We start from the raw sequence: 14478 nt of genomic DNA, 5'->3' as shown, positions 1-14478 counted from the left end.
CCAGACTCGTGTTTCAGGAAGATGACAGACTGGGGAAAAGCCCTGCGCGCCGGCAATATTGCCCTCTCCATCGAGCGCGTTCATGATGAAGGCGACTCATATCCGACAATGCGGGATGGCTGATGCGTCTCTTTCTCGTTCGCCACGGCGAATCTCTCGGCAACCTCAACGAACAGGCCTATCGGCAATTCGGCGATCACAATGTGCCGCTGACCGAGTGGGGTCACCGCCAGGCGGTGGAAGCCGGCGGCGCGATCGCCTCCTATTTGAAGACACTGCCGGGCGCGGATTTCCGCAAGCTGCAGATCTGGTACTCGCCATTCCTCAGAACACGGCAAAGTAAGGATGCCTTGCTTACAGCCCTGCCGGAAAGCTATGTCGGCGAAATCCGGGAGGATTACCTGCTGCGCGAGCAGGATTTCGGTCTGTTCACCGAAATCTATGACCATGCCGAACAGAAGCAGAAATTTCCCGAGGAATTCGAAAAATGGGCGAGACTGCGCAGCAACAGCGGCAAGTTCTACGCGCGGCCGCCAGATGGCGAGAGCCGGGCGGATGTGGCCCAGCGTGTCCGCCTTTTCCTTCAGACCGTCATGCGCGACGCTGAAAATAGCAGCCACAACGTCGTGATCGTCGGCCATGGCGTCACCAACCGGGCGGTCGAAATGAATTTTCTGCACCGCCCCGTCGAATGGTTCGAGCGTTCCGACAATCCTGGAAATGCCGATATCACGTTGATCGAGGGGACGCGCTCGCAAGGATACGTGTCGACCCTGCTGCACCAGGCGGCCGACCGGCAGCCGGGACAGGAAAGTGAACTGCGCGATGCCTATGGCGCCGACGTGACGATCACGCCGAAGCCCGGTGGATAGGTTTCTGGCGGATTACACAAGGCAACCCGCCAACTCCTCACCTCAGGTTATTCGTCGCCTCGGGTGAACCTTCACCTCGGGTGACTGGTCACCCTATGTCGGCGACGTCACCGTTGCCGGTTCCTGCCCGGCCGGTGCCTCCTCGTTCACAGTCTCCGGCCGCTTCATCCTCAAGAGACGCAGCACGAAGACGAAGAAGACGGGAACGAAGAAGATCGCCAGCACCGTCGCCGAGACCATGCCGCCCAGCACGCCGGTGCCGATCGCATTCTGGCTGGCCGCACTTGGGCCGGTGGCGATTGCCAGCGGCACCACGCCCAATGTAAAGGCGAGCGAGGTCATGATGATCGGCCGGAAGCGCAGCCGAGCGCCTTCGATCGCGGCATCCATCAGCGATTTTCCCTCGGCAAAGCCGTCCTTGGCGAATTCGACGATCAGGATGGCGTTCTTCGCCGACAGACCGATGATCGCGATCAGGCCGACCTTGAAGTAGATGTCGTTGGACATGTCGCGGCTCATTACCGCGAGCACGCAGCCGATGACCCCAAGCGGCACGACCAGCATCACCGACAACGGGATCGACCAGCTCTCGTATAGCCCCGATAGCAGCAGGAAGACGAAAAGGATGCTGAGACCGAACAGGAAGGGCGCCTGCGATCCCGATTTGAGCTCCTCCAGCGACTGGCCGGTCCATTCGAAGCCGAAGCCGTCGGGAAGCTCGGAGGCCAGCCGTTCCATTTCGGTAATCGCCGCGCCCGATGAATATCCCGGCGCCGGAGCGCCCGAAATGCGAACAGAGGGATAGCCGTTGTAACCGACGATCTGCGCCGGCCCCTTCTGCCACTCGGCGACCGCGAAGGATGAGAGCGGCACCATGCCGCCGCTCGCATTGCGGACGTTGAGTTTCATCAGGTCTTCGGCCTGAAGCCTGCTCTTGTCCTGTGCCTGCACGATGACGCGCTGCATGCGGCCGGAATTCGGGAAGTCGTTGACGTAGCTCGAACCGAGATTGGCGGTGATCGTGCTGTTGATGTCGGCGAAGGCGACGCCGAAGGTATTGGCCTTTTCGCGATCGATGACGAGCACCAGCTGAGCCGAATCAGGCATGCCCTCCGGCCGGATACCGGCGATGATGGGGTTCTCAGATGCCTTGCCGAGCAGCATTCCTGCCGCCTCGGTCAGTGCCGCCTGGCCCTTTGCCCCGCGATCCTGAAGGCGGAAGGTGAAGCCGTTGGTCGTGCCGAAGCCTTCGATCGGCGGCGGCGACAATGCGAAGGAAGTCGCATCCTTCAACGCAAACAGCTGCATATTGACGCGGTTGGAGATCTCCTGCACCGAATTGCCCGCGCCACGCTCGGCCCAGTCCTTCAGGGTAACGAACACCAGGGCGGCATTCGGCCCCTGCCCCGAAAAGCTGAAGCCCTGGATCGCCACGACGTTGGCAACCGCCGGCTCCTTCTTGAAGATCGCCTCGATGCTTTCGAGCGAGGCGACCGTGCGGTTACGGCTCGCCTCGGGCGGCCCCTGCACGTCGACGATCAGGAAGCCCTGGTCCTCGTCCGGCACGAAACTGCTCGGCAGGTTGACGAAGAGATAGCCGAGACCGACGACGACCGCGACATAGACCGCCATGACCCGCCAGGAGCGCTTGGCCAGTCCCTCGACGGCGCGGGCGTACCTGCCGGTCAGCCGTTCGAACTTTCGGTTGAACCAGCCGGCGATGCCCTTCTTCTCGTGATGGCCCTTGATCGGCTTCAGGAAAGTCGCGCAGAGCGCCGGCGTCAGCGACAGCGCCAGGAAGGCCGAAAACAGGATCGAGACGACCATGGTCAGGCTGAACTGGCGGTAAATGATGCCTGTCGAACCCGGGAAGAACGCCATCGGCACGAAGACGCAGGAGAGCACCAGCGTGATGCCGAGGATTGCGCCGGTGATCTGCCGCATCGCCTTTTTGGTCGCCTCCTTCGGCGACAGGCCTTCCACCGCCATCAGACGCTCGACGTTCTCGACCACGACGATGGCGTCATCGACGAGGATGCCGATGGCAAGCACCATCGCAAACATCGTCAACACGTTGATCGAGAAGCCGGCGGCAAACATCACCGCCAGCGTCCCGAGCAGCGCGACCGGCACGACGAGCGTCGGAATGATGGTGTAGCGGAAGCTTTGCAGGAAGACGAGCATGACGATAAAGACGAGGGCGACGGCTTCTGCGAGCGTATGCGCCACCTTCTCGATCGATGCCGAGACGAACGGGCTGGTGTCGTAGGGAACGGAATATTCGACGCCCGCCGGGAAGAAACGCGACAGCTCCTCCATCTTCGCCTTGACCAGATTGGACGTGTTGACGGCGTTGCCCGTCGACGACAGCTGGATGGCGATGGCAGCGCTCGGTTGCCCGTTCAGCCGGGTGGAGAAGCTGTAGCTCTCGCTGCCCTCTTCGATCCGCGCGACGTCGCGCAGCCGGACGTTCGACCCGTCGGCATTGGCGCGCAGCACGATGTTCCCGAATTCCTTGCTGTCGGTCAGCTGACCCTTCACCAGTACCGTCGCCGTCAGGTCTTGCGAGATCGGATTGGGTGCGGCGCCGATCTGGCCCGCCGCAACTTGGGCATTCTGCGCCGAGATCGCCCCGCTGATGTCGGAGGCGGTGAGGTTCAAGCCGACCATCTTGTCGGGATCGATCCAGATGCGCATCGCCCGCTGCGAGGCAAACAGCTGCGCCCGGCCGACGCCGTCGAGACGGCGTAGCTCGCCGATGACGTTCCGGTTGAGATAGTCGCCGAGCGCCACCTCATCGGTCTTGCCGTCGGTCGAGGTCAGCGAGATGAACATCAGGAAGCCGGACGACGCCTCCTCGACTGTGACGCCCTGATCCTTGACGGATTGCGGCAGCCGCGGCTCGACGCGGCGGATGGCATTCTGAACGTCGACGGAGGCCTGGTCGATATCGGTGCCCGCCGCAAACGTCGCGGTGATCGTCATCGCGCCCGAGGTGTCGGAGGTCGATTCGAAATAGGCAAGGTGCTCGACCCCGTTCAGCTCTTCCTCGATCTGCCGGGTGACGCCCTGATAGATGTCCTGCGGCGATGCGCCGGGATAGCTGGTAGTAATGCTGAGCTGCGGCGGCGCGACCTTCGGATATTGTGCGACCGGGAGGAACGGCAGCGCGATCAGGCCGGCGATGGAGATGAAGATCGCAAAGACCCATGCCAGGATCGGGCGATCGATAAAGAAACGTGCCATTGATCTTACTCCGGCTTCTTGGCGTCGCCGGACGCGACTTCGCCATCCCGCCACGCTTCCGGCGCGACCTTGGCGCCCGGCTGCAGTTTCTGCACGCCGTCGACGACCAGGCGTTCGCCAGCAGACAGGCCGCTTTCGACCACCCATTCATTGCCGGAGGATTGACCGAGCTCGACGTCGCGCGGCTGCGCCACGTCTCCGTCCTCTACGACATAGACCTGCGCCTTGCCATCGGCCGCACGGATGACGGCGCGTTGCGGGATGAGGATCGCCTTCTCGCGGACGGCCTGCTCGATGCGGACCCTGACGTAAAGACCCGGCAGCAGATCGCCGTTGGGATTGGGGAATTCGCCGCGCAGGGTAACCTGGCCCGTCGTCGCATCGACGCTGGCGCTGCGGAACAGCAGTTTTCCGGCCTGGGCGTAGACCGTGCCGTCGTCGAAGACGAGTTTGATGTCGGCTTTGCCTTGTTCCGTCGAGGCGAGGTTGCCATTCTCGACCGCCCGCTTCAGCGCCAGCAAGTCGCCGGAGGATTGCGTGAAGTCGGCATAGACGGGGTCGATCTGCTGGATCATCGCCAGCGCATCGCCGGCATCTGCCGTCACCAACGCGCCTTCGGTCACCAGTGCGGCGCCGATGATGCCTGAGATCGGTGCCCGGATTTCGGTATAGCCGAGATTGATCTTCGCTTCGTCGAGTGCTGCCTGCGCCAGCGCGACATCGGCGTCGGCCTGGGCAAGGGCGACAGCCGCCGCATCATATTCGACCCCGCTTGCGACATCGCGGTCGCGCAGCGACTTCTGCCGATCCAGCTGCTGCCGGGCATTCAGCTGCGTCGCCCTGGCGCGCTCGAGGCTGGCTTCGGCGCTGGCGACGCGGACCCGGAACAGGGCCGGATCGATCCGATAGAGCACGTCGCCCTGATGAACGAGACTGCCCTGCTCGAACACCCGTTCCTGCAGGATGCCGGAAACCCGGGCCCTCACCTCCGAAACACGCGTCGCGGCGATGCGGCCGGGCAATTCGCTGACAACGGGAACCGGACGCGCGTTCAGCGTCAGCACGCTGACGGCGGCCGGCGGCATGGCGCCGCCTTCCTGGGCGTGAACCGGCAATCCCACGCCGAGGAACAGCGCCAGCGTTAGTGCGTAACGCACTGTTTTCGTATGAAAATGCATAATCCACTAGCCTTCCTGATGGTCCCGCTGAGGTCCAAAAAAGCACAGCCCGCCGAAATGACGTTCGGCGGGCCTCCTGTGCCGACAGATAGCCAATCTTATTTCGGATTGCAAGATACCTACCGGTTGGTATGATAGCGACATCACTTCTTTTGGTATGATAGCTCCGCGATCCCGGGAGTGATACTGATCCCCTCCGGTCTTCTCGTCACGAAACGCATCTCGAACCCAGGTCATGCATTGATAGATAGTCCCCGCAACAGAAAGAAACAACCGGAAGTCGTGCGGCAGGCTCTTCTCGATTGTGCCACCAAGCTGGCACTGGAGCAGGGTCTGGCCGCCGTCAGCCTGCAGGCAGTCGCAAGTGCTGCCGGTGTGACAAAAGGAGGTCTGTTTCACCACTTCCCCAATAAGCAGGCTCTTATTGAGGCCGTGTTCGACGGTATGATGGAAAACCTCGACCGCGAAATCGACCAGGAACTGGAAAGGGACAAGGGCGGCCACGGCACATTCAGCCGCGCCTATGTCCGTACTCTTTTTTCCGATCGCGCTCTCAACAACAGCCCATGGTCGGCGCAGACGATGACCGTGCTGGCCGACCCCTACTCCAAAAGCCTCTGGCACAAATGGATCAATGACCGGCTGGTCAGGCACGCCGAAACCGACGCGGGAATGCGGCTCGAAATCATTCGCCTGGCGGCGGATGGCGCATGGCTCGCCCATGTCCTAAGGCCAGACGACCGCGCCGGCTCGGACGACACGGCTCTGCTGAAGGAATTGATCGAACTCACCGAGGGGTGACAGCCGATCGGCATCCCGCGCCCGAGCGCTGTCACTTGAGCGCGGGATGATCCGGCTAAGCAGCCCGCACGGCCACCGTCGGTTTGACGTTCTGGTTCATGCGGAACAGATTGTTCGGATCGTAGCGCCGCTTGATTTCGGCAAGCCGGCCGTAATTGGCGCCATAGGCGCTTTCCACCCGATCGGCCTCGTCCTCAGGCATGAAGTTGATATAGGCGGTTCCCACAGCATGCGGCTTGGTTGCCTCGAAAAGCTCACGCGCCCAGCCGGTGCAGCTTGCATCCATCCCGCTTTCCCGCCAGCGTGCATGCACGTTCATGACGAAATGCGAGCTGCGCTGCGGAAATGCGGTGGCCTCAGTCGGAATGCGGCCGGCCGCACCGCCGACATGGCCGATGAAGATTTCGCATTCTGGTCCCGGCAGCTTGCGCACGGCGTTGAGCAACACCTCGATCGCTGCGTCGGAGAGCGAGGCGAAATCCTGGCTCTTCCAGTAATTGCGCGCACCTGGCGTCAGCAGCGGGTCGAATGCCTGCTGCCAGCCGGTAAACGGTACCGGGCCGACGACGTCGGCAATCGGTTTTCCGATCGCCCGCAATCTTTCCGTCGCTTTTTCCCCGGCCGCGATGTCTCCGCAATAGCACATCGCAAGCACCACGACCTCTTTGCCATGCCATTCGGCCGGAAGGAACGGCAGCGGCGGCGCCTGGCGCATCACCACCCAGCAGGTCAGTTCATCGGGTGCGGCTTCCAGCGCCTGCCGATATTCCCTCAGCACCTTTTCCGCGTCAGCGAACGGATGCACCACCAGCCCGGCGAGGACCTCTGTCTTGAGCGGGTTGAGCTGGAATTCGAAGGAGGTAACGACGCCGAAATTGCCGCCACCGCCGCGCAACGCCCAGAACAGGTCCGGTCTTTCCGTCTCGCTCGCCTTGACCAGCTCGCCATCGGCCGTCACCACATCCACCGAAATCAGATTGTCGATCGTCAGCCCGAATTTGCGGGTCAGCCAGCCGAAACCGCCGCCGAGCGTCAGGCCGGCTATGCCGGTGGTCGAATTGATGCCGGTCGGCAGCACCAGCCCGAAGGCGAGCGTTTCCTGGTCGACGTCGGCAAGCGTTGCCCCCGGCTCGATCCTGGCGCGGCGCGTCTCCGGGTCGACCCGCACCGATTTCATCGCCGACAGGTCGATGACGACGCCGCCCTCGCAGACGGCGTTGCCGGCAATACCGTGGCCGCCGCCGCGCACCGAAACGAGCAGATTATTGTCGCGCGCAAACCGCACCGCGCGCACGACATCGGCAGCGCCGGCGCAACGCGCGATAAGCCCGGGCCGCCGGTCGATCATCGCATTCCAGATCGCCCGCGCCTCATTGTAATCCATGTCTTTACTGGTCAGGAGATTGCCGCGAAATCCGGCGGCAAACGCATCGATGGCCACGTCATTGACCATCGTCTGCCCCTTTTGCAGGGTCGTCAGGTTCAAATTGTCCATGGTTTCCTCCATGCGACCGGCGCCCCGCACCGTCGCGGCCGGGATTTTGCGCCCGTTGCCTTCGGCAAACAAGTTTCGAAAAGGATTAGCTAACATAGACGTGGTAGAACGAAGCGTATCTCGTTGAGATTACTTTTAAAATTTGTACCGGCGCCGACGGACGGCGATCCTTGCGTGGTAGCCCGTTGCGATCGCCGCGCAAGTTCCTACTTTGCAACCTCGTAAATGGCGGGATGCAAATTCGTTGCTTTGATTTGCCATTGCGATAGACAGGATCGCCAACCTGGAGAAGATCGATGGTCAGTTTCGGTGTTTTGACAACCTATGTCCTGGTGGTGCTGGGTCTGATGATCATTCCGGGGCCGGCCACACTCCTCACCCTGGCCAGAGCCATCAGCGGCGGCAAACGCGCCGGAATGGCAACGGGCCTCGGCATTGCTGCGGGTGATCTTGTCCATACGACGATGGCAACCTTCGGCCTGTCGGCATTGCTTGCCACGTCAGCCCTGGCGTTTGAAATCGTCAAATATGCCGGCGTCGCTTACCTGATTTATCTCGGATTCCGGGCCTTCTTCGAGAAGGCGCAAAGCCTCGACATGCCCAAGGCACAAGCGATCAGCCCCATGCGCGCCTTTCGTCAGGGACTCTTTACCGAGATCCTGAATCCCAAGACGGCTTTGTTCTTCTTGGCTTTCCTGCCGCAGTTCATCCATCCGGAAAGCGGGTCCGCCATCGCACAATTCGCCCTGCTCGGAATCATTTTCGTCGGGCTCAGCATCTGCGTAACGTCGCTTCTGGCGATCGCGGCCGGTTCTATTGGCGGCTGGCTGCAGAGCAACCGTCGGGTTGGGCGGTGGCAGGGAAAGGTCGTCGGCACGGTTTACATGGCCTTGGGTGCCAGGCTCGCCCTTCAGCAGCAGTAACCTGCTGCTTCGCGCAAATATCAGCGCACGCTGGAAAATAGCTTTCTCAGGAAGAAACGGCGCGGCGTTTGGGCGTCGCCTTCAAGTTCGCCGAACTGCTCGAAGCCCAGTTTGAGATAGAAGGGTTTCGCTTGAAAATCGAAGGTGTCGAGAAAGATACCCAAACAAGCGCGCTCGCGGGCTATGCGCTCTGCCTGCTCCATCAGCTTGGTACCAAAACCTTCGCCTCTGCGCGCAGCTGGAACAACCAGGTATTTGATAAAAAGCCAATTGTACTCCTCCACGGCATAGAGACCCCCGATGATGTCGAAAGTGTCGGGATCTCTCAGGACTATCCCGAGATCGGGCTGGTCGATCAGGTGAGTCGTGTGCGGAGCGTTGAAGTCCAATAGCAATTTGAGCACTTCGTTCCGCTCTTCGGCGGTTGGCTCATTCGGGAGGATTTCGAGGATGGGCAGCATCACCAAAGGATGAGGCAGCGATCGCGCAGTGTCCAGCTGTCAATTGGAGATGCCCCTCCGCCCGCCCGTCTCACGAAAACTTCTCCCATCCCTATTTCCATACTGTCGCCGCTAACCGATTGATGTATGCAGGGAGCACAAAAGACGTGCACGGAGGCGGCAATGGATCACCAGGAAAAATCCAAGACGGAAAAGAACCTGACAGGCGGCGATCTCGACGAGCAGGCGCTGTTCTTCCACCGCTATCCCCGCCCCGGCAAACTGGAGATCCAGGCAACCAAGCCGCTCGGCAACCAGCGCGACCTGGCACTTGCCTATTCGCCCGGCGTCGCAGCCCCCTGCCTTGCCATCCGCGACAATCCCGAAATGGCGGCCGAATATACCTCGCGCGCCAATCTCGTCGCCGTCATTTCCAACGGCACGGCAGTGCTTGGCCTCGGCAATATCGGCCCGCTGGCCTCGAAGCCGGTGATGGAGGGCAAGGCCGTGCTCTTCAAGAAATTCGCCGGCATCGATGTCTTCGATATCGAAATCGACGCCGCAGGCGTCGAGCAGATGGTCTCGACTATCGCCTCGCTGGAGCCGACCTTCGGCGGCATCAATCTCGAAGACATCAAGGCGCCGGAATGTTTCGAGGTCGAGCGGCGCCTGCGCGAAAAGATGAAGATCCCGGTCTTCCACGACGATCAGCACGGCACGGCAATCATCGTCGCCGCCGCGATCCTCAACGGGCTGGAACTCGCCGGCAAGGCGATCGAAAACGTCAAGATCGTCGCCTCCGGCGCCGGTGCAGCCGCCCTTGCCTGCCTGAACCTGCTGGTGATCCTCGGCGCCAAGCGCGAAAACATCTGGGTCCACGATCTCGAAGGCCTCGTCTATGAGGGCCGCATCGAGCTGATGGACGAATGGAAATCCGTCTACGCCCAGAGGAGCGAGACGCGTACGCTCGCCGAAAATATCGGCGGCGCCGACGTCTTCCTCGGTCTGTCGGCCGCCGGCGTACTGAAGCCCGAGCTGCTGGCGCAGATGGCCGATAAGCCGCTGATCATGGCGCTCGCCAATCCGACGCCGGAAATCATGCCGGATCTTGCCCGTGCCGCCCGCCCCGATGCGATGATCTGCACCGGCCGCTCGGATTTCGCCAACCAGGTCAACAACGTCCTCTGCTTCCCCTATATCTTCCGCGGCGCGCTCGATTGCGGCGCCGAGACGATCAACGAGGAAATGAAGATGGCGGCCGTGAGTGCCATCGCCGCCCTTGCCCGCGAAGAGCCGTCGGATGTCGCTGCCCGCGCCTATTCCGGCGAAACGCCCGTCTTCGGCCCCGACTACCTGATCCCCTCGCCCTTCGATCCGCGCCTCATCCTGCGCATCGCCCCTGCGGTTGCCAAGGCCGCCGAACAGAGCGGCGTGGCGCGCCGCCCGATCCAGGATTTCGACGCCTATCTCGATCAGCTGAACCGCTTCGTCTTCCGCTCCGGTTTCGTCATGAAGCCGATCTTCACCGCGGCCAAGGCAGCAGAACGCAAGCGTGTCATCTTCTCCGAAGGCGAAGACGAGCGCGTGTTGCGCGCCGCCCAGGTGCTGCTCGAGGAAGGCCTCGCCGAACCGATCCTGATCGGCCGCCCGCAGGTCATCGAGACCCGCCTGAAGCGCTACGGTCTGCGTATCCGCCCGCTGCAGGATTTCGAGGTCATCAATCCGGAAGACGATCCGCGCTTCCGCGAATATGTCGATCTCTATTTCTCGCTGGTCGGCCGCCGCGGCGTCATTCCCGAAGCCGCCCGCACCATCGTGCGCACCAACACCACCGTCATCGGCGCACTGGCGCTGAGGCGCGGCGAGGCCGATGCGCTGATCTGCGGTCTGGAAGGCCGCTACGAGAAGCACCTGCGCGACGTCCGCCAGATCATCGGCAAGCGCAAGGATGTTCGTGATTTCTCGGCCCTCAGCCTGATGATCTCACAGCGCGGCGCCACCTTCTTCACCGATACCTACGTCACCTTCAATCCGAACGCCGAAGAAATCGCCGAGGCAACGGTGCTGGCGGCCGAGGAAATCCGCCGTTTCGGCATCACGCCGCGCGCTGCCCTCGTTTCGCATTCCAACTTCGGCTCGCGCGAATCCGAAAGTGCCACAAAGATGCGCAACGCCCTGCAGCTTGTGCGCGAGGCCGCCCCAGATCTCGAGGTCGACGGCGAGATGCACGGCGAAAGCGCCATCACCGAAGCGCTGCGCAAGCGCGTCATGCCGGATACGACCCTGCACGATGAGGCAAACCTTCTGGTCTTCCCGAACCTCGACGCCGCCAACATCACGCTTGGCGTGGTGAAGTCGATGACCGATGGTCTGCATGTCGGGCCGATCCTGCTCGGCACCGCCCTGCCTGCCCACATCCTTGCCCCCTCGGTCACCTCCCGCGGCGTCGTCAACATGGCGGCGCTGGCCGTCGTCGAAGCATCGCAACCGGCTTAAGCCGGTTGCCGGCAAGCAAACGACAGGCGCTTGAGACCGGCCCGACGCCCTGTCAACCACCCTCTATCGACAGGCGTCCTCTGCCCGCGAGCGCATCCGCGCGTTCGTTGCCGATAATCCCTGAATGACCCTTGCACCAGGCAATGGTCACCAGGGCGTTCCGGGATAATTGAAGATCGATCGCTTTCCAGAGTTCCGCATTATCGATCGTTCGCCTTCGGCCATGTCCATTCGGGCTGCTTTTCTTCCAGCCATTGTTCTTCCAGATATGTCGCCGGCTGTTACAGCCTTTGACGGCATAGACGGAATCGGACCAGATGGTCGCAGCTTCGCCGGTTGTTTGGCTGTTGATCCACATGGCCGCCCTGAGAACGGCGGTCAATTCCATCGAATTATTGCTGGAATCTCCAACGCCACCTAAGTCCGCCGCGATTTCCACCGCATCGCGATAAGCGACAAACGACCAGCCTCCATGCCCGGAACCGGGCTCAAAACAACCGTCCGCGAAGACGTGAAGGCCGTGTTGGGTTTCCGCTACGCCTGATGTCGGTGCTGAGGGTCGGATCTCGTCGGGAATGCCTGTCATTTTAACCGAGTCCCAGGCGATTGCTGGATAAGATTACGAAAATACGGTAGGATTTTCTCTGAGCTTATTAAGAGAAATCCGTTAAGGGAAAACGCGCGGCCGTTGACGTCGCATTCGACCCACCGACCGTTTGCTCATTCCGGGACGACGCCGTGAAACGCCGAAACCTGTCTCTCGCCGTCCTCCTCGCTTTCTCAGCGCCCGCCGCCGCGCAGACTAGTGCCGTCTGTGAGGACCTGCGCGGCCGTCTCGCCGACCTGCCGCGATCGATCGGCAATGGCAACGGTCCGGAAGCCCGCCAATATTCCAGCGCCATGGCCGAGCAGAACCTCGAGCTGCGCAAGGTTCGCAACGACCTGCGCAGTTACGGCTGCACCTCGGGCAGCATGGTGGTGATCGGCGGCCAGAATGCCGATTATTGCGCCGAGCTCTCGGACTCCGAAGCCCGAATGATCGACAATATCGGTTACCTCCAAGATCGCCGCAACGAGCTGACCGGCCGGAACGGCGCCGATGACGGCGCCCGGCGGGAGCTGATGTCTGCGCTCGATAGCAATGGCTGCAACAGCGAGAATTTCTATGCGCCTGACGAGCGCAGCGCCAACGACCCTGCCCCGAGCGTCGAGGAACAGGCGATGCGCTCCGATACCTTCATACCGCTCGGCGGTGGTGAGGAGGCCGACCCGCGCTACGGCCTGCCGCGAGCCGAGATGCTGTCGCCGGTCAGCACCATGTGCGTGCGCAGCTGCGATGGCGGTTTCTTCCCGATCAGCTCGAACGCCACTTCGGTCGATTTCGGCCGCGATGCCCAGACCTGCGCCAAGATGTGCCCGGGGATCGAAACCCAACTGTTCTATCGCGAGGTGACGAGCACCGAAGCCTCGAACATGATCTCGGTCGCGACCGGCACACCCTACAGCGCCATGAAAAACGCTTTTGCCTACAAGAACCGCACGCCCGGCGAAAAGACCTCCTGCGCCTGCAATCTCACCGCCTATTATGACGAGATGCGCGGCAAGCAGGCGGTAAGCCAGCCGCCGCAACAAGGCTCGATCACCACCATCCACACCAATCCGCCGGTGAAGGATGGTACGGCTGCCGCGCCGCAGCCATCCGTGCCGGAGCGCCCGTACGACCCAACGCAGAACAAGGTCCGCCAGGTCGGCCCGCAGTTCCTTGCCGGTGACCAGGGCTCGATCGATCTCGCCAATCCTGCCGCACCTGGCCCCCAACCCCAGCAGCAGCAGTAATTGGCTACGGCTCGGTCCGCCCCCAGCCGTCGTGGAAGACGAGTTCCTCGAGCGGCAGCCGCTGCCGCCAACCTTTGACGGAGAGTTCCGGCTGATCATAGAGCCGATCGACAAAACCGGCGCAGAGCCAGGCGACCACCTCGATATGCTCGGGTATGCCGAGAATCGTTTTCAGGTCGCCTTCGTGAAAGATGCTGACCCAGCCGATACCGATCCCTTCGGCGCGCGCCGCAAGCCAGAGATTCTGGATGGCGCAGACGGTGGAATAGCTATCCATCCGCGGATTGTGCGTCCTCCCCAGCACCACGCTGCCGCTGCGCGTGGGATCGCAGGTCACGCAGATGCCGAGCGGCGCCTCTGCGATGCCTTCGAGCTTGAGGGAGCGGTAGGCCTGCTGCCGTTCGCCCTCAAACATCAATGCCGCCTCTTCGTTCGCCTTGGCAAAGGCATCGCGGACGCGCGCGCGCACCGTTGGACTTTTCACCAGAATGAAATTCCACGGCTGCATGAAGCCGACGGAGGGTGCGTGATGAGCGGCCGCCAGCAGCCGTTCTACGACGTCGTCCGGCAAGGGGTCAGGCAGGAACTGGCTGCGAACGTCGCGCCGCGTCAAGATCGCATGATAGACGGCCTCGCGTTCGGCCAAGGAAAAACCGGACGCCGCCGGAAGGGCATCCTCATCAAAGGGTCGCATCGTCAAATCCCCAACAACGCAACCGCCCGCCGTCCGCGCGGGTTGGGTCTATCTTGCCAGGCCGGTCTTCTGACTTGGCGTCATCCGTCTGCCGCAGCCTTCCCGGCAAAGCCAGTGGCATGATTAGCGGCAGACGTCAGCCTTACAGCGTTGGGCACGTTCCGGTCTTGCACCGGATTCCCGATTCTCCCGCCTGGCCGGCGGGCACCTGACGGCGCATCTATTTCAGGAAAGCAGCGCTACGGCAAGCCGGGAGTCCCCTTCTCCCCAGCGGGGAGAAGGTGGCCCGAAGGGTCGGATGAGGGGGCCGCACGGCACACCATTCATTGCCCTTCGCCCGCGCTCACCGCATTCGCGACTTCGCCGCTCACCCCCTTGTATCTGCACGTTAGAGATTTTGTGCGATGGAAGCGATTGAGCCTCTGGCCGGGTGGCCACCCGGCCAGAGGCGTGACGAAGTCGCCCGTTCCCCCTCTGGTTACAACCGTGGATGAGCC

Annotated in this window: 11 protein-coding genes and 1 riboswitch; of the genes, 5 read left to right on the top strand and 6 right to left on the bottom strand. The window is 62.1% G+C overall.

Annotation, left to right across the window (positions count from 1 at the left end):
• Positions 1 to 122: 122 nt before the first annotated feature.
• Positions 123 to 872, top strand: a complete 750-nt coding sequence (locus HJB83_RS31660; protein ID WP_221117075.1) for a histidine phosphatase family protein — start codon at positions 123 to 125, stop codon at positions 870 to 872.
• 93 nt (positions 873 to 965) lie between these two features.
• On the opposite strand, the gene HJB83_RS31655 is transcribed toward HJB83_RS31660, so the two are convergent.
• Complete coding sequence (locus tag HJB83_RS31655) at positions 966 to 4118, bottom strand: efflux RND transporter permease subunit (protein ID WP_221117074.1); 3153 nt, start codon at positions 4116 to 4118, stop codon at positions 966 to 968.
• Between the two features lie 5 nt (positions 4119 to 4123).
• Positions 4124 to 5296, bottom strand: coding sequence for an efflux RND transporter periplasmic adaptor subunit (locus tag HJB83_RS31650; protein WP_221117073.1), 1173 nt, complete (start codon positions 5294 to 5296; stop codon positions 4124 to 4126).
• 240 nt (positions 5297 to 5536) lie between these two features.
• Between HJB83_RS31650 and HJB83_RS31645 the strand changes: the two genes are divergently transcribed.
• Positions 5537 to 6097: a TetR/AcrR family transcriptional regulator gene (locus tag HJB83_RS31645; RefSeq protein ID WP_221133168.1), complete on the top strand. Its 561-nt coding sequence runs from the start codon at positions 5537 to 5539 to the stop codon at positions 6095 to 6097.
• 55 nt (positions 6098 to 6152) lie between these two features.
• Here the strand turns inward: HJB83_RS31645 and HJB83_RS31640 are convergent, their stop codons facing one another.
• The gene (locus HJB83_RS31640) at positions 6153 to 7592 is read right to left on the bottom strand and encodes an FAD-binding oxidoreductase (protein ID WP_221133167.1); all 1440 of its coding nucleotides are present in this window, start codon (positions 7590 to 7592) and stop codon (positions 6153 to 6155) included.
• Positions 7593 to 7888: 296 nt separating this feature from the next.
• On the opposite strand from HJB83_RS31640, the gene HJB83_RS31635 reads away from it, so the two are divergent.
• On the top strand, positions 7889 to 8515 hold the full coding sequence (locus tag HJB83_RS31635) for a LysE family translocator (protein WP_207580679.1): 627 nt from the start codon (positions 7889 to 7891) through the stop codon (positions 8513 to 8515).
• Positions 8516 to 8535: 20 nt separating this feature from the next.
• Here HJB83_RS31635 and HJB83_RS31630 read toward each other — a convergent pair whose 3' ends face one another.
• Positions 8536 to 8976: a GNAT family N-acetyltransferase gene (locus HJB83_RS31630; protein ID WP_221133178.1), complete on the bottom strand. Its 441-nt coding sequence runs from the start codon at positions 8974 to 8976 to the stop codon at positions 8536 to 8538.
• A 162-nt stretch (positions 8977 to 9138) separates the two neighbouring features.
• Between HJB83_RS31630 and HJB83_RS31625 the strand changes: the two genes are divergently transcribed.
• On the top strand, positions 9139 to 11451 hold the full coding sequence (locus HJB83_RS31625; RefSeq protein WP_221159773.1) for an NADP-dependent malic enzyme: 2313 nt from the start codon (positions 9139 to 9141) through the stop codon (positions 11449 to 11451).
• A 52-nt stretch (positions 11452 to 11503) separates the two neighbouring features.
• Here HJB83_RS31625 and HJB83_RS31620 read toward each other — a convergent pair whose 3' ends face one another.
• Complete coding sequence (locus tag HJB83_RS31620) at positions 11504 to 12037, bottom strand: ribonuclease H (RefSeq protein WP_207580681.1); 534 nt, start codon at positions 12035 to 12037, stop codon at positions 11504 to 11506.
• 152 nt (positions 12038 to 12189) lie between these two features.
• On the opposite strand from HJB83_RS31620, the gene HJB83_RS31615 reads away from it, so the two are divergent.
• Entirely contained in the window at positions 12190 to 13287 is a 1098-nt protein-coding gene (locus HJB83_RS31615) for a DUF2865 domain-containing protein (protein WP_221133165.1), read from the top strand.
• 4 nt (positions 13288 to 13291) lie between these two features.
• Here the strand turns inward: HJB83_RS31615 and bluB are convergent, their stop codons facing one another.
• Positions 13292 to 13981, bottom strand: a complete 690-nt coding sequence (bluB, locus tag HJB83_RS31610; RefSeq protein WP_221133164.1) for a 5,6-dimethylbenzimidazole synthase — start codon at positions 13979 to 13981, stop codon at positions 13292 to 13294.
• 41 nt (positions 13982 to 14022) lie between these two features.
• Positions 14023 to 14208: riboswitch (cobalamin riboswitch) on the bottom strand.
• Between the last annotated feature and the right edge of the window lie 270 nt (positions 14209 to 14478).

The organism is Rhizobium sp. NZLR11, from assembly GCF_019685115.1.
In the GTDB taxonomy this organism is placed as follows: domain Bacteria; phylum Pseudomonadota; class Alphaproteobacteria; order Rhizobiales; family Rhizobiaceae; genus Rhizobium.
This window is presented reverse-complemented; position numbering and strand designations above follow the sequence as displayed.